The following is a 21,290-nucleotide window of genomic DNA, read 5'->3' as shown; positions in this document are numbered from 1 at the left end:
TTTCATATGTTAAAATAGGAGAAAAGATTCAATTATTTTCATAAAAAGCAAAGGTTTTACTCTCGACTTGCCGAAGTAATAGTTATAAATTCATCTTGAAAACGATAACATTAACGGCGGTGAACAGAATGAAACCGGTTTTAAAGTTTAGAAAGAAGCAAGATTCTCAAGACTCAACGCATGTAAATAAGGAGGGAGTACAAACAAAATTATCATGGAGGCAGATGAATAGGCTGAATCCGATGGAGTCTGTAGGGGTTCGATTATTTCTTATTTTTATGATTGCCGTTCTGCTGGTTGTATTTGGTCTCGGGACCTTGTCTTATCAGACAGCCAAAGCGACAATTAAAGAAAAAGCTGCGGAAGCTAATCAGGAAACAATGGAACAGACGGCGCAGAGACTAAATATTATTATGGAACGTTACGTAGATATGTCGACTCAAATCTTTTTTGATACAAACTTACAAAAGAATTTAGAAGCTTTAAATGAAAGTAACGCATCCGCTTTTGATATTTATGAGTCTAGTTCCCAGCTCAGTGAACAATTGACGAACTTACAATTTACGAATCAATCCATTTCATCGATTTCCTTAGTTCATGAGAATCCAGATACTCCAACAATAAGTACAGGAAGTTCGGATTTAATAAAACTGCGAGAAGAAGAATGGTTTACGTCTCTTTTTGAAAATGGCGGAATATTATGGCTTCCTACGGAAGAAAAAGAAAATGGAACAGAAAGTACATATCGTATGGCACGTATTTTTAAAAATATTAATGCCAATATTGACACGTTTATGATTGTTTTTGAGATTAAAGCCAGTGCCTTAGAAGAGGAACTCAAGAAAGTTAACTTTGGCGAGAATGGAGTTATTCAAGCCATTTCCGAAGATGGTACGGTTATAGGATCAACTATAGCAGAACGAGAAGGGAAGCAAACTCAGCTCACATTTTTACAGGATCTCTCGGAGAAAAGCGGTTTTAGAGATACAATGAGCACAATGAATGGAAAGAATCAGGAAATGCTCGCTGTGTACACTACCCTTGAAATTACCGGTTGGAAAATTATTGGGATGATTCCTGTAAGCGAACTGGTTAAGGGAGCAAATCAGATTTTGCTTGTGACGATTATTTTTGCTGTTGCCGCAACCGTAATGGCTTTGTTGATTGGTATGTGGATGGTACGCATGATTGCTAAACCTCTATCCATTCTGAAAGATCTGATGCAACAAGGTGCAAAAGGCGACTTAACCGTACGAACAGCGCACCAATCAAAAGATGAGATCGGGCAACTGTCTGCAAGTTTCAACCAAATGATGGAGCAGATTACACGTTTAGTTCAGCAAACCAACCAAACAGCACAGGATGTATTACAGACTGCATCCGAATTAAGTAGTGCTTCACAGAAAACGGCTGCATCTGCAACAGAAGTAGCTGTAGCAACGGAACAAATCGCGGGAGGTGCAACAAATCTAGCAAGTGAAGCAGAGCGAGGTTCGGAAATGACGGAACTCATTTCTGCACAGATGCGGCAAGTTGTTGTCACCAATGAGGAACTCGGAAGTTCTGCACGTGAAGTAGAAGGAGCAAGTCAGCAAGGAAGCGCCTATTTAGCGGGGTTAACTAGCAAAACAGAACAAAGTGAAGAAATGATTCGTTCGCTTGTTCATAAAGTAGATCAGCTTAAGCAGAGCACAAGCTCTATTCTGAATATTCTAGATGTACTGCAAAACATCGCAAGGCAAACCAATATTTTATCTTTGAATGCGACGATTGAGGCAGCTAGAGCAGGAGCAGCAGGTCGTGGATTTATGGTCGTGGCTGGCGAAGTTCGGCAGCTTGCGGATCAGTCGAAGGAATCAATAGATATGGTCGCTGGTATAACGGATCGTATTATGATGGAAATGAATGAAACCGTATCGGCCTTGTCTGAGGCTTATCCACTGTTCCAGGAACAGATTATAGCTGTAAAAGATACAGGGGAGATTTTTCAAACGGTTGAAGACCAGATGGGCATCTTCGTGAAAAGATTAGAGGAAACATCGATGTCCATAGAAGAACTGAATCAGTCCCAGATTACCCTTTCCGAGACGATGATGAATGTAAGTTCGGTTGCTGAGCAATCTTCTGCGACATCTCAAGAGGTGGCATCACTGAGCAGTGAGCAGCAAAGTATCGGTAATCAGCTCGTCGAATTGTCGGCCAAATTGGAGAAGGTATCCGGTGAGTTAAAGGCAACGTTATCTGTTTTTAAGTATTAAAACGGTAATCGCAAGTACAATAAGTTCAAGCCCTGTTTCCTGAATGAAGGAGGCAGGGTTTTTAATATGCCCTAAAAGGGGATAATAGCAAAAAAAGTCGAAAGTAGGCACCTGGGTATGGACCTGTTAAGAAAGAGACGTATCTTCTTTACGTTGCTTCTATTAGGTGGTTTGCTAGCTGTACTAATGTTTCGTCTCGGATATATCCAGTTAGTTAGGGTGAATCAAGAAGTTCTTGAAACCGGAAGAACAATGAGAGAAATGTCGGTATTGCAGCGTGAACAAGGCATTATTTTGGACCCAGGCCGTGGACAATTTCTTGACCGTCACCATAAGTCTTTAACCGGAAAAATGGTTTATGTACCGGTCCTATTTCCACTGCCTGACGGAATTACGGAAGAACAAAGAAGTGAGCTCTTAGAGATGGCGGGCATCCTGAATATTAACCCTGACACCCTATGGACGAAATGGAATGCTTTAACTTCACCTGAATGGTGGACGCTTGCGAGTGGAGAACCGCGGATCCTCACATCTCTCGAAGTAGAAGCAATTCAAGTGAAGAATGTGGGGATGATTAAAGCGCTGCCCTATATGAAGCGATATATAGACTCGGAGAACGGGAGGCAGTGGCTCGGATATCTTGCAGAACTTCCTGAAAAGACAGCGAAGAGTAAACTTCATCAGGAAGTAAAAGATCCTTTTAATGTAAAATCAGGAGCTGGCGGACTTGAGCGGACCCTAGAACCCCTATTAAAAGGTCTTGGGCCAACCATTGTATCAAATATGGTAGACGGGCATAAACAGCCGTTAAACGGAACCCTCGGGGCAAGAGTGATTGCACCTCACAATCCGAGATACCCGCTAAATGTAGAGACTACAATCGATATAGATCTGCAAGAGCAAATAGAGAAAATAACGAAAGAGGCAGGGGTGACGGAAGGAGCCGTTGTGGTACTGGATGCCAAAAATGCAGATGTAGTGGCTATGGTATCAAGACCCTTCTATAATCCGCAGCGGATTAGTCTAGAGAAGAATGAATGGGCAAATCAGGCGTTAAAGGCGGCGGTACCCGGATCAATTTTCAAAATAATCACTGCTGCTGCTGCCCTCGAACAGGGAGTGGTGCATCCGCAAGAAAAATTCCACTGTACCGGTCATTATGGAAAATATGGACTAAGCTGCTGGAAAACAGAAGGTCATGGAACGTTGACATTTGCAGAAGGTTTCGCGAAGTCATGTAATATTGCTTTTGCAGAAGTGGCATCACGTCTGAATTCTAAACAGATAGCAGATGCAGCAGAGTCGCTTGGCCTTGGCAGAACAGTTGGATTTGAAAAAGATCATTATTTAGGACAGGATCATTTTCACTTGTTCGATCATGAGGAGAAGGGACGTATTTTTAATACGAAAGAGAGCATTCAGCTTAATGATGAAGGAACAAGGATACAGACGGCTATTGGACAGCGCGATGTACAGGTTACTCCTTTGCAAGCAGCTAATCTTATGGTGACACTGCTTCATGGGGGAAAAGTGCAGTCTCCACGAATCGTCTCTCATATTCATTATGCGGACGGATCTCTGCTCGCTGAAATTCCTCAACAGCGGTTATTAGATAAAAATGTGCCGGCCATTCATAAGTCAACAGCGAGTAAGTTGTTAGAGTTTATGGATAAGGTAGTGGAGGAGGGAACGGGACAGACTCTCAATGAAGCCTCGTGGCATCTTGCTGGGAAGTCAGGTACAGCCCAGGTAATGCAAAATAAGGTGAAGCGAAACCATCAGTGGTTCATCGGCTATGGCCCTGTGGAGTCTCCGGAATATGCGGTCGCTGTACTGATCAAGAATGTATCCCCTTCATCAAAGCACAAAGCGACCTCCTTATTTAAACAAGTTATGGACATGCTTGCAAAGACTCATTCTAAGCTATAGCAAATAAAAAAACTCTACAGTCACCATAAGGATGGACGGTAGAGTTTCTTTATTTGCATGATGATTACTCGGCAGGAGGAGCCGGTTTATCTACTACGAAAGGTGAGGATTGGAACTCATCTTCAGGCAGATGGATCCACCGCTGTAAATATCCCTGTTGAAGTAATTCCTTGATTAAGATCAGCAAGATTGGCGATAGGATCACCCCGGCAATTCCAAAAATAGATAAGGAAATGAGCATGAAAGACAGCATTAAATACGCAGATGTGACTCCAATTGAATTTCCCGATATTTTAGGCTCGGCCAGTTGTCTTGTCAGCATGGTCACTACTAATACAATTATGAGTCCTATAGCTGTCCCTGTATTACCTACAATAAACAAATAGATAATCCATGGAATAAAGATAACGGGAATACCCAGCAGTGGCAGCAGATCAAAAAATGCCGATACGAGTGCGATCGTCAGAGCATTGCCGGTTCCCACAATTAATAGTCCTACATATACAAGTACAAAGGTAATCGAAATGAGAATCAACTGTGCTTTCAAATAAGAACCGATCGAACTGAGAACATGATCTTTTAAAAACAGATAGGCTTTTTTGATCGTTTTTGGTGCTTTTCTTTTGGTAAGAGCCCGCCACATATCAATCTCTACACTAAGGAAAAAGGCAAGAATGATAGCAACCGCGAAATTTCCTATAAATGTAGAGAAGGAGCTGAGCATAGTAATAATATAACCAAGAAATGTTTTGCCCCAGTTCGACAGGGTTGCAGTAAGGATCTCAAAGTAATCATTGATCTGATTTATAACGCTTGCTGGCAGTGCATTGATTTGGGTATGTAAAAAGGTCATAGACTGATTAAATTGAGTTTGAATCATTTCAGTATAGTAAGGGATATTTTCCTGAAATTGAATGATAGACGAGACGATGATTACTCCCAGTCCGAAAAATATACCGAGCAGTATACCGAGAAACATGAGGACAGAAATAGCGGAGGCAATTGCTTTTTTTATTCCTTTTCGGTGCAGAAACTTGGCCAGTGGCTCAATAATAATAAATACAAGAAATGAAAGAAATACAGGTGCTGCAATGTGATACAGCTTGCTTGAGACAAACATAATTAAGAACACGGTGAGTGCAATCAGGCCGATATCAAAAGCAGTGCGCCAATACTTTTTATATAGGGGAAGCATACGTTAACAACGACTCCTTTTTTTAATTTTTGATGGGGATTACTTAGAGTATACGTAAAATTTGAATTCAAAGGTTCATTTTATTCACAATATGATAAAATAGCAATTAGTGTGGTTTGGATTGGCAGGCGAGTAAAGCGAGAGAAGTGAGGAATTACATGATGCAAAATTTGTTGCTTTTGCTTTTTTATATTACATCCTTTTATGCATTTATTCCTAGTTTAATCAGCCGGTTATTCGGTTTTCGTGTATTTCGAAAAGGGAAAAACGTAAAGGGTTATGCACTTACCTTTGATGATGGACCAGATCCATACTATACACCGCTTCTGTTAGATTTGTTGAAAAAGTACGATGCAAAGGCTACATTTTTTGTAGTGGGAGAACATGCAGAACGTAATCCGGACCTGCTGAAACGAATTCATGACGAAGGTCATTTGATTGGTATCCACAATTATAAACACTATACGAACTGGTTGATGTCACCTAAGCTTGTCCGCCAGCAAATTGAACGTACAGATAACATTGTGTTTCAGATAACAGGGTCGCATACGGAATATTATCGCCCGCCGTGGGGAATTACCAATTTATTTGATTTTTCAAAAAAGCATCACCATCGCATTATTCTCTGGTCTGGCATGTTCGGCGATTGGAAAGAACGTATCGGTGTGGATCGTTTAACGGAACGGATGAAGAAAAAACTTCGGGGTGGAGAAGTCATGGTTCTTCATGATTGCGGAACGACACCAGGAGCAGACAAACATGCCCCGCAAATTATGCTTCTTGCGCTGGAAAAAGTACTAGAAATGGCGAAGCAAGAAGGACTGAAAAGCATCCGCATTGACGAGATGATTGATCTTCACAATGCATCAAAGAATGCAAATTCGGTTAGAACACTACAATACGGGAAGGAGGGGCTTACGACGATGAGAACAGGGATGAAAAAAGTAGTCGTTAAACTATGGCTAGGCTGGGAGAAAGTATTTCATCTTGTTACTCATCTAAAGACGATTACCCCAGAGAATCCTTTTTTGCATTATCGAATTCGTCCCTATCAAGGAAAACGGGTAGCCATGACAGATGGGGAATTTCTTGAAAACGGCGATTCGATCGTTGAACTTCATTTTGATAATAAAAAATTATATCAGCTGGGAACGACATCACGGTCATCGGTTCATTTAGCTATTCGTATGATCCGGGCAATGGAAAAACAGCTTCCTGATCTAGCTCATCTTATTGCAAAGGATCCGGATGCAGCGGGTGTAAAAGCCCTGTATGGTGTAACCATGATTAACCGAGGGCCAGAACAATTTGGATTCCTTGTCAAAGATTTACCAAAAGGATGGTTTGCTGCTTCCAGCTCTATTTATCTCAAAATTTTGATGAGTGTAATTCATCCGCAAGGGCAGAAGCGTCTAAAAGAAGGCAGCCAGCAAATGGTACCCAAAATGATCATCATGCCTATGGATGTACTCTATGAACGATTCGGGAGCGTACATAAGCCTGAGCGAACTGCTCCAAGAGAAGTAAAAGACGAAAGGTATGAAGAAGAGGAATCAGGAATTCTTGCGGGAAATTCTGATTTAAGCAGAACGCCGCCGGTAGCTTAAGTAGAAATATATATCATAAAAGGATCCTCTGTTCTCATGAACGGAGGATCCTTTTTTATGAAATATTAGATTTTTAGAACGCCGCCGTTACTTGCGTTTGTTACAAGTTTGGAATAGCGAGCCAAATATCCGGTTTTTACTTTAGGTTCAAACTCCGTCCATTCTTCCGCACGGCGACGTTCCATTTCTTCTTCACTAATAAGCAGTTCAATCTTACGATTGTTCAGATCCAGTTCAATTAAATCTCCATCGTGTACGAAAGCAATCGGTCCGCCTTCCGCAGCTTCTGGGGAAATATGTCCGATACTGATTCCTCTGGATGCGCCCGAGAAACGTCCGTCTGTAATCAGACCCACTTTGGCACCCAGTCCCATCCCTACAATCTGGGAGGTAGGAGCGAGCATTTCTGGCATACCTGGTCCGCCTTTTGGACCTTCGTAACGGATAACTACTACGTTTCCTTCTGTTACTTTCCCGTTGGCAATGCCTTCGAGTGCTTCTTCTTGGGAGTTAAAGCAGATCGCAGGACCTTTATGATATCCGCCAACAGAAGGATCTACTGCTCCAACTTTGATGATGGAACCTTCAGGTGCTAGGTTACCAAAGAGAACAGCCAGTCCACCTCGTTCGGAGTGAGGATCATCCAAGGCATGAATAACGTTATGATCTTGAATTTCTACTCCTTCCACATTTTCACGAATTGTTTTTCCTGTTACGGTAATACAATCCCCATGGATTGCTCCTGGTTTTTTGAGAAGTTCATTTAGAACGGCACTTACACCGCCCGCATTCTGAACATCCTCAATATGATAATCTGAAGCAGGTGCCAGTTTTGACAGATGAGGTACTCGATTCGCTACTTCATTAATACGGTCAATTGGATAGTCAATTCCTGCTTCATGAGCAAGAGCAAGCGTATGAAGTACCGTATTCGTGGAACCACCCATAGCCATATCCAGTGCAAACGCGTTATCAATAGCTTCATGAGTTACGATATCGCGAGGTTTCAAATCCAGTTTGATCAGTTCCATCAATTGAGTTGCAGACTTGCGTACAAAATCACGACGTTCTGGCGAAACGGCAAGAATGGTACCGTTACCCGGTAGGGCAAGTCCCATCGCCTCAGCAAGACAGTTCATCGAGTTTGCTGTAAACATACCGGAACAAGATCCACAAGTAGGACAACCGAATTGTTCTAATTCGAGCAGGCTTTGATCATCAATTTTACCCGCTTGGTAAGCACCTACTCCTTCAAATACAGAAGTAAGAGATAATGCACGGCCATTACTATCACGCCCTGCCTTCATGGGTCCGCCGCTGACGAAAATCGTTGGGATGTTCACGCGAAGTGCACCCATCATCATTCCTGGCGTAATCTTGTCACAGTTAGGAATACATACCATACCGTCAAACCAGTGAGCAGAAACTACAGTTTCTACCGAATCCGCAATAATATCACGGCTTGGAAGCGAGTAGCGCATCCCGATATGACCCATTGCAATCCCGTCATCTACACCAATGGTATTGAATTCAAAAGGAACGCCGCCTGCTTCACGAATGGCATCTTTTACAATTTTCCCGAATTCCTGAAGATGCACATGTCCTGGTACGATATCGATATATGAATTACATACGGCAATAAACGGTTTACCAAAATCTTCCTCTTTTACTCCAGCTGCACGAAGCAAACTCCGATGTGGTGCTCGATCAAAACCTTTTTTAATCATGTCTGAACGCATTTTTTTCGGTGCCATGATGACTGTTTCCCCCCAGAATCAAAATGATTTGAATTACGCTTCGTTCTGTAATGCTTTACCGCAAATAGGCTTTACCGTAAATAGAATATATAATTTGTATGAGTCTATCACAGTTTCCGGCATATTTCTACAAAATTAAGGGATCTTAGGTATACAAAAACAAAAAAAGAGACCTGAATTTCCCAGTGAGCAAGACTCCGCAGCTTTACGAACTAGTATTTTCTTCCAAAAGATTTGCTAGATTCGTTTTATGTGAGCAGATGATTTGTCATGTGAAATAAAGTCTCTTTTATTTATCAAGTTTTTCATGTTTTTAAAATCAAGCATGCAAGATGTCTTAACGAAGGCCCCCTTTGCGTCCAATCTCACGATAAAATGTACGGTTATGGGAGCGGGCGGTAGCTTGTCCACCTTTGCTTCCAATCTCTTGGTAGAAATCTGCATTATGGTTCTCCGATGTCGTAATTCCACCCTTTCTTCCTATATTTTCATAAAAAGATCGATCAAATTTTTTTGAAGTGGCTTCCCCGCCAAGCCGCCCAGCTTCTGCACGAGTCATTTTGGGACGGTTGGTTTTTGAATTTGGCATTTGGACTCTCTCCTTTTTCATTATAATCATCTAATTACCACAGCTGAATTGCTGTGAAACGAAGAAAATCAGTGATTGTAAAAAAATATTGTTAAGTATATTATTTTAACAATTTTGTAATTGACAACGGTTTCAATGCAGATGACAATGGAGTTAATGAACCTTAATGGAAGTTTATGAACCGAAACGGAAATTATCTAAAGCAAAAACGCCTCCGTTTTTGTGATGAAAAGGTGGGATATCAGGATAATGCAAATTACATCCGTTCAGCCCGAAGTGGTTACTTTTGGGGAAAGCATGGGGTTGTTCACCGCGCAAGATACCAGGGGACTCGAGTACGCTTCAACCTTGCATAAATCTTTTGGCGGAGCAGAAAGCAATGTAGCCATTGGTCTTGCTCGTTTGGGACACCGAAGTGGATGGTGCGGATGGCTTGGTAATGATCCTCTAGGTCAGATGATCATGAAGTCGATTCGCGGGGAAGGAGTCGATGTATCCCGAGCGAAGTTGAAGGAAGAGATGGCAACAGGGCTTATGATTCGAGAAAATCTCCCGGGCAAGTCTTCGGTGCATTATTATAGGAAGCTGTCTGCAGCAAGCTACATGACACCATCTGCACTCGACAGGGATTATATTGCCAGTGCCAAAATACTTCATGTCACCGGGATTACAGCTGCTATTAGTCCATCCAGCTTAAAGACGGTGCAGGAAGCGATCCAGATCGCTAAAGATTCTGGTGTGAAAGTGAGTTTTGATCCTAATGTAAGGTTGAAGTTATGGACAATTGATGAGGCTAGACCTGTGCTTCTGTCTTTGGCCGAGCAGGCAGACTATTTTCTTCCGGGTCTTGATGAATTGAAGCTTCTATATGATGAGGAAAATACGGAACGAATTTTCGAGAAGTTATCGACTTTGCAAGCAGTGTCCATCGTAAAAGGCGGCCCCGATCTTACCTATGTGCTGGATGACGGAAGAATAGATCAGGTTCCTTATGTTAAAGCAGAGCAGGTACTTGATACCGTAGGGGCGGGAGATGGATTTTGCGCTGGTTTCCTTGCTGGTTTATTACAGGGGAAGACACCTTTAGAGGCAACGAAACTCGGAAGTTTAATTGGAAGCATGGTTATTCAGGCGGTAGGAGACTGGGAAGCGCTCCCGACACATGCTCAAGTAGAAGCTGCCCTGAACAATATTCAGCATATTGAACGATAGTATGGGGCTTTGGTCTAACGAATTTACCTTTTGAAATCGTAGAACAAATCATACATAATATAAGGAGTTGTGAGGACGATGAAAAAACTACAGTTAATCCAAAAAATCGTGGAACATGGTGTCGTAGCTGTCTTACGTGCAGATTCTGCAAAGCAGGTTGTTGAAATGGCAGAGCAAGCGATTGCGGGAGGGATTAAAGTAATTGAGATTACCTTGACCGTACCGGGTGCTTTGCAGGCTATCGAAAAACTAAGTAAAACTTACAGCTGGGACACAGCAGATGAAGAGCGTTTTGCGATCATCGGAGCGGGGACAGTGCTTGAACCTCAAACAGCAAGAGCTGCTATTATGGCAGGTTCCGCTTTTATTGTAGGACCTTCTCTAAATCCGGACACGGTAAGATTGTGTAATTTATACCGAGTGCCTGTGATGCCAGGTGTGATGACGATTGCTGAAGTTCAAGCAGCGCTTGAGCTTGGTGTGGATGTAGTCAAACTGTTTCCAGGCAACGTATACGATCCATCCATCATCAAAACGATGAAAGGTCCGCTTCCGCAGGCTAATTTTATGCCTACGGGTGGTGTGTCCTTGGATAATCTAGGTGAATGGATTAAAGGCGGAGCTGTTGCCGTAGGGATTGGCTCAGACCTAACACAGCAAGCAGTAAAAACAGGGGATATGACTTACGTGAAGCGAAAGGCTGAAGAGTATATCGAAGCTTACCGAAAAGCGATCCTCGAGAAATAAGAAAAGAAAAGGTGACTGAGTTGAACAGCAGCAAGACAAAACAACATCGAAAATTAAAAATAACAATTTGGAGCATTATCATATTAGTAGTGCTTGTTATTGGAGGTATGTGGGCTTATCTATCCATGAATACCCTTGAACCGCTGGAGAAAGCTCAAGCTGCAATGCAGTCTACAGAGCAAGTTGAAGTGATAGATCAGAAGAATTGGATCGAATTTCAACCAAAACAACCACAGGGTGTGAGTGTGATTTTTTATCAAGGAGCCTTTGTTGAAGAAGCAAGTTATGCTCCTTTAGCTCAGCTGCTTGCAGAAGGCGGCCATCCCGTGTATGTAATGAAAATGCCAGCTAATCTGTCGGTGGCTGGAGGAAATTCAGCTAGTAAAGTAATAGAAGCTTATCCTGATGAAACGTTTGTGATTGGTGGACATTCACTTGGCGGCGCTATGGCTGCAAGGTTTGCAGCTGGTCATGCGGATGAACTTGCAGGCATGTTTTTATTAGGTGCTTATGCAGATGAAAAAGGAGATGTGAGTGATACATCGCTTTCTGTCATCAGTATTATTGGGGAGAAAGATGATGTGGTAAATCGTGAGAATGTAAAGGTAGGCAGAGACTATCTTCCGCAAGATACCATCTATTACAATCTGCCTGGAGGTAATCATGCGCAGTATGGTGACTATGGTCTGCAAAAAGGGGACGGCACCGCTGATATCACGATGGAAGAACAGCTAACTTTAACTGCCGATTCTCTTCTTTCTTGGATGGATCAGATACAATCCACAAAAGGCAGTAATCTATAGAAATGATAACTTTCATTCTGATCGGGTATCCGGTCAGAATTTTTTTTACATAAGCTGTTGTATGATAAGGCGACGATTGTTTAATTATGGAATAGGAGAGGGGAGGATTGGGAGATGGCTTTACTGAAGACAGAAAAAGCAGAGGCATATGTCTCAGGGATTTTGTTTGATAAAGATGGAACTTTGCTTGATTTACATAAACTTTGGACGCCATGGGCCACATCTGTACTGGATCAATTAGAGAAGAAGCTTGCTTCATTAGGACATTCTTTTACAGGGCATAGAGATCAGGTACTGGGCACGCAGTATGACAATAGTGGTAGAGTCATTGGTTACGATGTACAAGGGCCGTTTGCCATTGCAACCGTAAGTGAATCTACGGCAGTACTTGCCTGGCAGCTGTACGCAGCAGGAATGCCATGGAATGATGCAATTACCTATGTACGAATGATCAGCAGGCAGGCGATGAGTAAAGTAAAGCAGGAGCATGCTCATCCCACACCGGGATTAGTCCCTTTTCTCATCAAGTGCCGTGAAAAAGGGCTGAGGCTCGGCGTGGTGACCGCTGACTCAACAGATACTGCTGAGCTTCATTTGAGATGGCTCGGGATATTAGATTATTTTGATGTTATAATCGGATATGATCAGGTAAAGAACAGTAAGCCTCATCCAGAAAGTGTTCATGTTGCCTGCGCCAAGCTCGGTTTATCTCCGCAAGATTGTGCCGTCATTGGTGACAGTAATGGTGATATGCAGATGGCTAAAAGTGCAGAATCAGCACTTGCTGTTGGTTTCATACAATCACATGATCCGTTCTATTTACATGATGCGGATACAGTGATTACGAGTTATACCCAAATATCGCTTGAATAGACCTTTTATGAAATGGAGTGCACTTTCATGATGGAACCCGTTGAACAATTAACAACCTGGATAAAGCAAAGTTCCAAAATCGTTTTTTTTGGCGGCGCAGGTACTTCCACGGAAAGTGGTATTCCTGATTTTCGCTCTGCGGCTGGTATTTATCAAACGGAACAGCATTCTCCGTACTCACCCGAAGAACTATTAAGTATCGATTTTTTTAAACTGCACCCCGATATTTTTTATGATTTCTACCGTAATAAAATGCTGCACCCGGACGCCATACCAAGCGGAGCACACCGTCTGCTGGCTCGTCTTGAAAAAGAAGGGAAGATGACGGCTGTCATTACCCAGAATATTGATGGACTTCATCAAGCAGCAGGCAGTAAAATTGTACATGAATTACACGGTTCCGTTCATCGTAACTACTGCATGGACTGCTCTAAATTTTATCATTTGAATTATATCCTGCAATCGGGGAGCGGAGTGCCGTATTGTGAAAAGTGTGGCGGCATCGTAAAACCGGATGTCGTGCTCTACGGAGAATCCCTCGATCAAGGTACGCTTTATCATGCCGTTGATGCCTTGTCGGAAGCAGACTTGCTTATCATTGGCGGTACTTCGCTCACCGTGCAGCCTGCTGCACAGCTCGTGACGTATTTTCAAGGGAAGCACATCGCACTCCTAAACGCTACGCCTACACCGTACGATAACAAAGCAGATCTTCTCATTTCGGAACCAATTGGTAAAGTGATGGATCAAGTAAATGCGTTGTTGTAGAGAAAGGTTACAATACAGCCTGTCTTGAATTATCAAGACAGGCTTATATTTTCATTCTAGTTGTAAACGTTTTCTTGCGTAGAATGGAGGTAAGGTCTATCATAAACAGTAGAAATGAATGGTGTGGCATGAGGAATAGGGAGAGGATGAACAATAATGGTTTATATAGCGAATGAAGCAAGATATGAGACAATGACATATAATCGGCTGGGACGCTCAGGCTTGAAATTGCCTGCCATCTCACTTGGACTCTGGCACAACTTTGGTGGAATTAATAGTCTAGAGAACGGTCGTGAGATGATTCGTACCGCTTTTGATTTAGGGATTACTCATTTCGATTTAGCTAACAATTATGGACCTCCTCCTGGATCGGCAGAGGAGATGTTTGGCCAAGTACTTGCGAGTGACCTATTACCCTACCGAGATGAGCTTGTGATTTCTACGAAAGCGGGATATCACATGTGGGCAGGACCTTATGGAGAATGGGGTTCACGTAAATACTTAATATCAAGCCTTGATCAAAGCCTGAAACGAATGGGACTAGATTATGTAGACATTTTTTACTCTCATCGTTTTGACCCAGAGACTCCGCTAGAGGAAACGATGCAGGCACTAGACCATATTGTTCGTTCGGGAAAAGCCTTATATGTTGGGATTTCTAACTATTCTGCGGATCAGACCAAAGAAGCAGTTCGTATTCTAAATGGGCTGGGCACACCGCTATTAATCCACCAACCGAGATATTCGATGCTTGATCGCTGGATTGAAAACGGACTTCAGGATGTACTTGAGGAAAATGGAGTCGGAAGCATTGCTTTTTGTCCATTAGAGCAAGGGGTTCTCACGAGTAAATATTTGAATGGGATTCCTGACAATTCAAGAGCGAAAAGCTCGTCTGTATTCTTGAACGAAAATCAGATCACTCCTCAGACACTGCGCAAAGTACGCGCACTCAATCAGATTGCAGCTTCAAGAGGTCAAAGTCTGGCGCAGTTTGCCCTGGCGTGGGTACTTCGTGGTGGAAAAGTCACCTCTGCTCTGATCGGGGCGAGCCGCCCTGGTCAGATTAAGGAGAATGTTGATACGCTGCAAAATCTCGATTTTTCTCCAGAAGAGCTAGAACGAATCGAGAATATTCTTCGAGACAATGAATCCTAGGACAGCACTTATATAGACGAATGAACATGATAAATTAATAAAAAATCCTGCCTTGTGTGATCTCGGGGCAGGATTTTTTGCGTGTTCAAGGGAATGATTTTTTGTCACCAGGCTGCTCTTGTACCTGTTTTCGATAGGCGGTTGGTGATTGTTTATAAAAACGCTTGAATTGTCTTGAAAAGTAAAGGGCATCCGGTAACCCGACCGAAGCAGAAACCTGTTCCACGGATAACTCGGGTCTCTCTCGCAGCAGTTGCCTTGATTTATCGATTCTTAATTTGAGCAGATAGGTTACAGGAGATAATCCCGTTTCTTTCTTGAAAATACGAGAGAGGTAGGCCCGATTATATCCAAGACTCGAACACATTTGTTCTATAGAGATGGGGTGAGCATACTGTGTCGACATGTACTGAATCATTTGCTTAACTGTTCCTCCGACTCTTGCATCTACAAGAGGCAATGCAGATTCTAAAAGAAGCCTTTCTTTAGCTAAAGCGAAAACAAGGTACAAACATCCTAAGGAGGTAAGGTGTGCGCTCTCTTTTTTCTCGTAAAAGGCCTCCTGCATCATACCGAGGAGCTTCGAAAATTGCTCTTGTTCTCCTGCAGATGATACGGGTAAGTCTAAAGTGAATCCGGTATACCGTACTTGTTCATCGGCTTCTGTCCCTGTAAAAGCAATCCATCGATATCGCCAAGGTTCTTTCTCATCAGATACATAGCTTACGAGCTGAGAAGGATGAATAAGAAACAGATCCCCTTTTTTTAAATGGTAAGTGTGATGTTCCGTTTTATAGATCCCTTTTCCCGACTCAATGTAATGAAGAAGGTAGTAATCATAAATTTTAGGCCCAAGTGCATGACTTGGCTTGGTTTGACTTTCGCCTGCAAACAGAACGTGCAAAGAACTATTTTCGTAAGAAACTGGATTAGAAGCTATAGAATACGTATATGAAATTTCGTTTTGCGTCATGGGGATGGGCTCTCCCTTATGGATTTATCTAGTTATTGATATAAGGATTATACCATAAAAAACAGGGTGAACACGCCCTAAATACCAATGTTTTCCATACAAATTTTTATTTGAAGGTCACATTTGTCCATATATAAAACACATCACTACATTACCATGTGTAACGCTTTCAAGTATACTGAACCTATAAATCAAAACAACTTATACAAGAGGTGATATACCCGTGAACGTGCAAAATCTTACAGCTTCTTTTATTAACCAGTACGGTAACAGCTCTTCTGACATTCGTGTATTTTATGCTCCGGGACGTGTAAATCTGATCGGTGAACATATTGATTATAACGGCGGTTATGTACTGCCAGCAGCACTTGAATTTGGTACAACTTTGCTCATTCGCGAGCGTGAAGATGATGAGATTCACTTCTTCTCTACCAATATTCCTTATACAGCAACTGTTAAGGTAGGAGAAATTGGTGCATCCAAGACAGATGAGTGGATCGATTATCCAGTAGGTGTCATGGTTGAACTGAAAAAAGCAGGAACTCCTGTAACCAGAGGATATGATCTGTTATTCCACGGCGAAATTCCAAATGGAGCAGGATTGTCTTCTTCCGCTTCGCTAGAAGTTCTTACTGGATTTGCACTGCTAACGATGGAAGGCGGTAAGATCGATACGGTAGAACTTTCCCTTCTTTCTCAGCGTGCAGAGAATCAGTATGTTGGCGTAAACAGCGGTATTATGGACCAGTTCGCGGTTGCAAACGGAGCGAAGGATCACGCAATTTTGCTCATGTGCGATACGCTGGAATACAAACATGTTCCTTTCCAAACGGGATCTTACAAACTCATTATCGGTAACACGAACAAACGCCGGGGATTGGTAGATTCCGCATATAACGAACGCCGCGAGCAATGTGACCGTTCTCTCTCGATTCTGAAAGAACATGTTCCGTCACTCGAGTATCTTGCTGAGCTGAAGCCAGAACAATATGAGCAGCTCGAAGTACATCTCGGAGAACAAGTACTGAAGAACCGGACTAGACACGTTGTAGAAGAAAATGCGCGTGTACTGGCTTCTGTTGAAGCGCTAAGCGCAAACGACCTTACGACATTCGGTCAGCTGATGAATGCTTCTCATGACTCGCTTCGCGACCTGTATGAAGTAAGCTGTACAGAACTCGACGTCATGGTAGAAGAAGCACGGAAAATTCCGGGGACTCTCGGTGCTAGAATGACAGGTGCAGGATTTGGCGGATGTACGGTATCTCTTGTACATGAAGATGATGTAGAACGTTTTGTTAAAGAAGTAGGAACTGCCTATAAAGAGCGTACAGGTCTTGAAGGCGAATTCTACGTATGCGGTGTTGGCGATGGAGTTAAAGAATGGGATGGGGAGGAATAAAAAATGGCGATTTTAGTTACAGGTGGAGCAGGATATATTGGATCTCATACGGTAGCGGCACTCCTTGAACGCGGAGAAGAAGTAGTTGTAGTGGATAACTTACAGACAGGGCACCGTGAAGCGGTACTTGGCGGAGCTTTTTATGAAGGCGACTTGCGAGACAAAGCATTTTTGGATCAAGTGTTTGCCGAGAATAAGATTGAAGCTGTCATCCATTTTGCAGCGAATTCACTGGTTGGTGAAAGCATGCAGAATCCGGCGAAATATTATGACAATAACGTATTTGGTACGTTAACTCTTCTGGAAGCAATGAATAATGCAGGGGTTAGCAAAATTGTATTCTCTTCCACCGCTGCTACCTACGGCGAGCCGGAAAAAGTACCGATTGAAGAAACAGATCGTACCGAACCTACAAATGTATATGGTGAGACGAAGCTCATGATGGAACGCATGATGTCTTGGTTTGATAAAGTACTCGGCATTAAGTATGTATCCCTTCGTTACTTTAATGCAGCAGGTGCTCATAAGGACGGAAAAATTGGGGAAGATCATCAACCGGAAAGCCATCTGATCCCATTGGTACTGCAAACTGCACTTGGACAGCGCAAACAAATCGCTATTTTTGGTGATGATTATGCGACAGAAGACGGTACTTGTATTCGTGACTACATCCATGTGAGCGATCTGGCAGATGCGCATTTACGGGCTGTAGATTATCTTCGCAAAGGCGAAGAAAGCAATGTATTTAACTTAGGAAATGGCACAGGATTCAGTGTAAAACAAGTGATCGAAACTGCGAAAAAAGTGACCGGTCTTGAAATCCCAGTTGTCATGGAACCACGCAGAGCAGGAGACCCGGCAGTTCTTGTAGCTTCTTCCGCAAAAGCTCGCTCTGTTCTTGGTTGGGAACCGAAGTATACAAATCTGGAAGATGTAATTGCGAGTGCATGGGGCTGGCATCAATCTCATCCAGAAGGTTATAGTACGAACAACAAAGGAGAGTAAACTAATGTCTGAAATGAATATGAACGCCGGTGCAGAAACAACTCCAGAAATTTCACAGTCCTTACCAGCTGCAGAAGAAGCGCTTCATGCCATTGAAAGGCTGGTATTGTTTGCTCATAGACACACACTCATTGAAGATGCAGATGTAGACTACAGCCGTAATCAGCTGCTGAGCTTGTTTCAATTCGATGAGCCTTTTGCAGGGGAGGTAGATGAGTCCGAACTTTCCGGACCGCAGCCTGTTCTCGATATTCTAATTGATTATGGTGCTCAGATTGGACTGATCGCAGAGAATACGGATACGTATCGTGATTTGCTTGATGCTCAGATTATGGGTCTTCTTATGGCCCGTCCATCTGAGGTGATTCGGGAGTTCCGCGAGAATGAGTCGAAATCAGGAATTCAGGCAGCTACGGACCGTTTCTACCAACTGTCCATAGACTCCAACTATATTCGGATGGAACGAGTTAAGAAGAATGTATACTGGAAACAGTCTACAGAGTATGGCGATATGGAGATTACAATCAATCTATCCAAGCCGGAAAAAAGTCCGAAAGAGATTGCAATGGCAAAACTTTTGCCGCCTCCTGTATATCCAAAATGTCAGTTATGCCGGGAGAATGTAGGATATCGGGGCCGGATTAACCATCCAGCTCGTCAGAATCTAAGAACGATTCCGCTAACTATAAATGAAGAAAAATGGTTGTTTCAGTACTCCCCGTATGTGTATTATAACGAACACTGCATCGTGTTCCATCATGATCACGTACCGATGAAACTGACTAAGGATACTCTTCGCCGTTTGCTTGGATTTGTTGATCAGTATCCGCATTATTTTATTGGATCCAATGCTGATCTTCCGATCGTTGGCGGAAGTATTCTTACGCACGATCACTTCCAGGGAGGACGTCATACATTCCCGATTCAGAAGGCCGTACAGGAAGCTGTATTTACGAGTGAAAAAGCTCCAGAAGTGAAGCTTAGTCTTGTGAAATGGCCAATGTCCGTGCTTCGTCTGACGTCCGAAAGTCCGGATGCGCTTCTTGAAACAGGAAATGAGATTTACGAGGCGTGGAAGGAATACAGTGATGCTGCAGTTGATATCCTGTCACATACAGAGGGAAGCGGAGAACGGGTACCGCATAACACCGTAACTCCTATTGTTCGCCGTACAGAAGACGGACAGTATGAGATGGATTTAGTACTGCGTAATAACCGTACGAGCAGCGAGTATCCAGACGGAATCTTCCATCCTCATCCAGAAATGCACCATCTCAAAAAAGAAAATATCGGCCTAATCGAAGTTATGGGACTAGCTATTTTGCCAGGTCGTTTAAAAGAAGAACTTGATCTCATCGCAGACATGCTCGCAGGAGATCAAGAACTTAGACAACAAACCGTAACGAATGAACAATCTGCTCTCTATAAGCATAAAGCATGGATTGAAGAGCTTACAGATAAATATGGAACTTCCTTATCGAAGGAAGAAGCAGTGGGTAAAGTTCAAGAAGAAGCAGGTATCAAATTCGCGAAAATTCTTGAACATGCCGGTGTATTTAAACGAGATGAAGCAGGTAAAGCTGCATTCCGCCGTTTTGTACAACATGTTGGTTTCACAGAACAAAAATAACAATAAAACACACCTTCGAATCGGGGGTGTGTTTTGATCTATATATCGTCCTGGTTAAAGCAACTAAAGGTATTATGAATTTGATTCTAGTCTATGAAATTTGTTTTACTATTCTTTGGCATTTATAATGATAGAACGTCGTTACTATATAGGCGCTATTCTTCTAACCAATCTGGAGGCGATTCTCAAAATGAGATCATTTCAATTTTATAATCCAACACGTCTAATTTTCGGAAAAGGACAGTTGGAATCTTTAAAAACAGAAGTACCGAAATACGGCAAAAAGGTTCTGCTTGTGTATGGCGGTGGAAGTATAAAACGTAACGGTCTCTATGATCGGGTCCTTTCCATTCTTAGCGAAATTGGGGCCGAAGTACATGAATTGTCTGGCGTGGAACCAAATCCGCGCTTGTCCACTGTTCATCAAGGAGTAGAGATTTGTAAAAGCAAAGGAATAGACTTAATTCTTGCTGTCGGCGGCGGCAGTGTAATTGACTGTTCAAAAGCCATCGCAGCAGGCGCAAAATACGATGGAGATATGTGGGATTTCTGCAAACGCACAGCAATGCCTCAAGATGCTTTGCCACTCGCAACGGTGCTGACAATGGCTGCAACCGGTTCAGAAATGAACAGCGGGTCTGTTATTACGAACCAGGATACTCAGGAAAAACTGGGCTGGGGAAGTCCATTCGTTTTCCCCGTATTCTCTATTCTTGATCCGGAACATACGTACTCTGTACCTCTAGATCAAACGGTATATGGAATGGTTGATATGATGTCTCATGTACTGGAGCATTACTTCCATTTGGATCCGAACACTCCGGTGCAACTTGGATTCTGTGAGACGCTGCTTCGCACGGTGATGGAAGCTGCGCCAAAACTGATCCATGATCTCGAAAACTATGAACTGCGTGAAACGATTCTATACTGTGGTACGATGGCTCTAAACAGTATGGTAAGTATGGGACTTGCTGGAGACTGGGCGACCCACAACATCGAGCATGCGGTATCTGCGGTATATGATATTCCTCATGGCGGTGGACTTGCGATCTTGTTCCCGAACTGGATGAAACATAACCTTCATGTGGATGTAGCTCGATTCAAACGCTTAGCAATCAATGTATTTGAAGTGAATCCAGAAGGGAAAAGCGATGAGCAAATTGCCCTTGAAGGAATTGACGCACTTCGTGCATTCTGGACTTCCATTGGAGCGCCAAGCCGCTTAGCTGATTATGATATTGACGAAAGCCAAATTGATACAATGGCAGATAAAGCCATGGTATTCGGCCCATTCGGTAACTTTAACAAACTGCAACGTGAAGATGTTGTGGCGATCTACAAAGCTTCATTGTAATTAGCAATTGTATATATATTAGGTATAACC

General features: G+C 42.8%; 17 protein-coding genes. 13 read left to right on the top strand and 4 right to left on the bottom strand.

What is annotated here, in order from left to right:
* The first annotated feature begins 128 nt into the window (after window positions 1–128).
* Together KJS58_RS17340 and KJS58_RS17335 are read left to right on the top strand one after the other, a co-directional pair.
* Complete coding sequence (locus KJS58_RS17340) at window positions 129–2,258, top strand: methyl-accepting chemotaxis protein (RefSeq protein ID WP_213534312.1); 2,130 nt, start codon at window positions 129–131, stop codon at window positions 2,256–2,258.
* Window positions 2,259–2,375: 117 nt separating this feature from the next.
* Window positions 2,376–4,187, top strand: coding sequence for a peptidoglycan D,D-transpeptidase FtsI family protein (locus KJS58_RS17335; protein WP_213534310.1), 1,812 nt, complete (start codon window positions 2,376–2,378; stop codon window positions 4,185–4,187).
* 64 nt (window positions 4,188–4,251) lie between these two features.
* Here the strand turns inward: KJS58_RS17335 and KJS58_RS17330 are convergent, their stop codons facing one another.
* Window positions 4,252–5,382: an AI-2E family transporter gene (locus KJS58_RS17330; protein WP_213534308.1), complete on the bottom strand. Its 1,131-nt coding sequence runs from the start codon at window positions 5,380–5,382 to the stop codon at window positions 4,252–4,254.
* A 158-nt stretch (window positions 5,383–5,540) separates the two neighbouring features.
* Between KJS58_RS17330 and KJS58_RS17325 the strand changes: the two genes are divergently transcribed.
* Window positions 5,541–6,989 carry a polysaccharide deacetylase family protein gene (locus KJS58_RS17325; protein ID WP_306433101.1) on the top strand — a complete coding sequence of 483 codons (1,449 nt, stop codon included), beginning with the start codon at window positions 5,541–5,543 and terminating at the stop codon, window positions 6,987–6,989.
* Window positions 6,990–7,054: 65 nt separating this feature from the next.
* Here the strand turns inward: KJS58_RS17325 and ilvD are convergent, their stop codons facing one another.
* Both ilvD and KJS58_RS17315 read right to left on the bottom strand, forming a co-directional pair.
* Window positions 7,055–8,743 (bottom strand): dihydroxy-acid dehydratase, encoded by a 1,689-nt coding sequence (gene ilvD / locus KJS58_RS17320; RefSeq protein WP_213534306.1) that lies wholly within the window; start codon window positions 8,741–8,743, stop codon window positions 7,055–7,057.
* Between the two features lie 340 nt (window positions 8,744–9,083).
* Window positions 9,084–9,335 (bottom strand): con-10 family general stress protein, encoded by a 252-nt coding sequence (locus KJS58_RS17315; protein ID WP_213534304.1) that lies wholly within the window; start codon window positions 9,333–9,335, stop codon window positions 9,084–9,086.
* A 249-nt stretch (window positions 9,336–9,584) separates the two neighbouring features.
* Here KJS58_RS17315 and KJS58_RS17310 point away from each other — a divergent pair, with 249 nt between their 5' ends.
* From KJS58_RS17310 to mgrA, 6 genes are all read left to right on the top strand, one after another.
* Entirely contained in the window at window positions 9,585–10,547 is a 963-nt protein-coding gene (locus KJS58_RS17310; protein ID WP_249717532.1) for a sugar kinase, read from the top strand.
* 78 nt (window positions 10,548–10,625) lie between these two features.
* Window positions 10,626–11,294, top strand: a complete 669-nt coding sequence (locus tag KJS58_RS17305) for a bifunctional 2-keto-4-hydroxyglutarate aldolase/2-keto-3-deoxy-6-phosphogluconate aldolase (RefSeq protein WP_213534303.1) — start codon at window positions 10,626–10,628, stop codon at window positions 11,292–11,294.
* Between the two features lie 11 nt (window positions 11,295–11,305).
* Window positions 11,306–12,097 carry an alpha/beta hydrolase gene (locus KJS58_RS17300; protein WP_213534301.1) on the top strand — a complete coding sequence of 264 codons (792 nt, stop codon included), beginning with the start codon at window positions 11,306–11,308 and terminating at the stop codon, window positions 12,095–12,097.
* A 114-nt stretch (window positions 12,098–12,211) separates the two neighbouring features.
* Window positions 12,212–12,970, top strand: a complete 759-nt coding sequence (locus KJS58_RS17295) for an HAD family hydrolase (protein ID WP_213534299.1) — start codon at window positions 12,212–12,214, stop codon at window positions 12,968–12,970.
* Between the two features lie 30 nt (window positions 12,971–13,000).
* Window positions 13,001–13,738: an NAD-dependent protein deacylase gene (locus tag KJS58_RS17290; protein WP_213534402.1), complete on the top strand. Its 738-nt coding sequence runs from the start codon at window positions 13,001–13,003 to the stop codon at window positions 13,736–13,738.
* A 156-nt stretch (window positions 13,739–13,894) separates the two neighbouring features.
* A complete protein-coding gene (gene mgrA, locus KJS58_RS17285) occupies window positions 13,895–14,896 on the top strand; it encodes an L-glyceraldehyde 3-phosphate reductase (protein ID WP_213534297.1) in 1,002 nt (333 codons plus the stop codon).
* 85 nt (window positions 14,897–14,981) lie between these two features.
* Here mgrA and KJS58_RS17280 read toward each other — a convergent pair whose 3' ends face one another.
* Complete coding sequence (locus KJS58_RS17280; RefSeq protein WP_213534296.1) at window positions 14,982–15,869, bottom strand: AraC family transcriptional regulator; 888 nt, start codon at window positions 15,867–15,869, stop codon at window positions 14,982–14,984.
* A 223-nt stretch (window positions 15,870–16,092) separates the two neighbouring features.
* Between KJS58_RS17280 and KJS58_RS17275 the strand changes: the two genes are divergently transcribed.
* The 4 genes from KJS58_RS17275 (at window position 16,093) to KJS58_RS17260 (ending at window position 21,260) form a co-directional block, all read left to right on the top strand.
* Entirely contained in the window at window positions 16,093–17,271 is a 1,179-nt protein-coding gene (locus KJS58_RS17275; RefSeq protein WP_213534294.1) for a galactokinase, read from the top strand.
* Between the two features lie 3 nt (window positions 17,272–17,274).
* Window positions 17,275–18,276, top strand: coding sequence for a UDP-glucose 4-epimerase GalE (gene galE / locus KJS58_RS17270; protein ID WP_213534292.1), 1,002 nt, complete (start codon window positions 17,275–17,277; stop codon window positions 18,274–18,276).
* A gap of 13 nt (window positions 18,277–18,289) precedes the next feature.
* Window positions 18,290–19,906, top strand: a complete 1,617-nt coding sequence (locus tag KJS58_RS17265) for a UDP-glucose--hexose-1-phosphate uridylyltransferase (RefSeq protein ID WP_374705833.1) — start codon at window positions 18,290–18,292, stop codon at window positions 19,904–19,906.
* A 190-nt stretch (window positions 19,907–20,096) separates the two neighbouring features.
* Complete coding sequence (locus KJS58_RS17260) at window positions 20,097–21,260, top strand: iron-containing alcohol dehydrogenase (protein WP_213534290.1); 1,164 nt, start codon at window positions 20,097–20,099, stop codon at window positions 21,258–21,260.
* Window positions 21,261–21,290 lie beyond the last annotated feature (30 nt).

The sequence above is a fragment of the Paenibacillus sp. J45TS6 genome (genome assembly GCF_018403285.1).
GTDB lineage: Bacteria > Bacillota > Bacilli > Paenibacillales > Paenibacillaceae > Paenibacillus.
This window is presented reverse-complemented; position numbering and strand designations above follow the sequence as displayed.

Bases quoted from the DNA above. Each gene is read 5' to 3' on its own strand.
- KJS58_RS17290 (WP_213534402.1), top strand. From the start codon at position 13,001: ATGGAACCCGTTGAACAATTAACAACCTGGATAAAGCAAAGTTCCAAA.
- KJS58_RS17310 (WP_249717532.1), top strand. From the start codon at position 9,585: ATGCAAATTACATCCGTTCAGCCCGAAGTGGTTACTTTTGGGGAAAGC.
- KJS58_RS17280 (WP_213534296.1), bottom strand. From the start codon at position 15,869: ATGACGCAAAACGAAATTTCATATACGTATTCTATAGCTTCTAATCCA.
- KJS58_RS17295 (WP_213534299.1), top strand. From the start codon at position 12,212: ATGGCTTTACTGAAGACAGAAAAAGCAGAGGCATATGTCTCAGGGATT.
- galE (WP_213534292.1), top strand. From the start codon at position 17,275: ATGGCGATTTTAGTTACAGGTGGAGCAGGATATATTGGATCTCATACG.
- mgrA (WP_213534297.1), top strand. From the start codon at position 13,895: ATGGTTTATATAGCGAATGAAGCAAGATATGAGACAATGACATATAAT.
- KJS58_RS17340 (WP_213534312.1), top strand. From the start codon at position 129: ATGAAACCGGTTTTAAAGTTTAGAAAGAAGCAAGATTCTCAAGACTCA.
- KJS58_RS17335 (WP_213534310.1), top strand. From the start codon at position 2,376: ATGGACCTGTTAAGAAAGAGACGTATCTTCTTTACGTTGCTTCTATTA.
- KJS58_RS17305 (WP_213534303.1), top strand. From the start codon at position 10,626: ATGAAAAAACTACAGTTAATCCAAAAAATCGTGGAACATGGTGTCGTA.
- KJS58_RS17325 (WP_306433101.1), top strand. From the start codon at position 5,541: ATGATGCAAAATTTGTTGCTTTTGCTTTTTTATATTACATCCTTTTAT.
- KJS58_RS17330 (WP_213534308.1), bottom strand. From the start codon at position 5,382: ATGCTTCCCCTATATAAAAAGTATTGGCGCACTGCTTTTGATATCGGC.
- KJS58_RS17315 (WP_213534304.1), bottom strand. From the start codon at position 9,335: ATGCCAAATTCAAAAACCAACCGTCCCAAAATGACTCGTGCAGAAGCT.
- KJS58_RS17265 (WP_374705833.1), top strand. From the start codon at position 18,290: ATGAATATGAACGCCGGTGCAGAAACAACTCCAGAAATTTCACAGTCC.
- KJS58_RS17260 (WP_213534290.1), top strand. From the start codon at position 20,097: ATGAGATCATTTCAATTTTATAATCCAACACGTCTAATTTTCGGAAAA.
- ilvD (WP_213534306.1), bottom strand. From the start codon at position 8,743: ATGGCACCGAAAAAAATGCGTTCAGACATGATTAAAAAAGGTTTTGAT.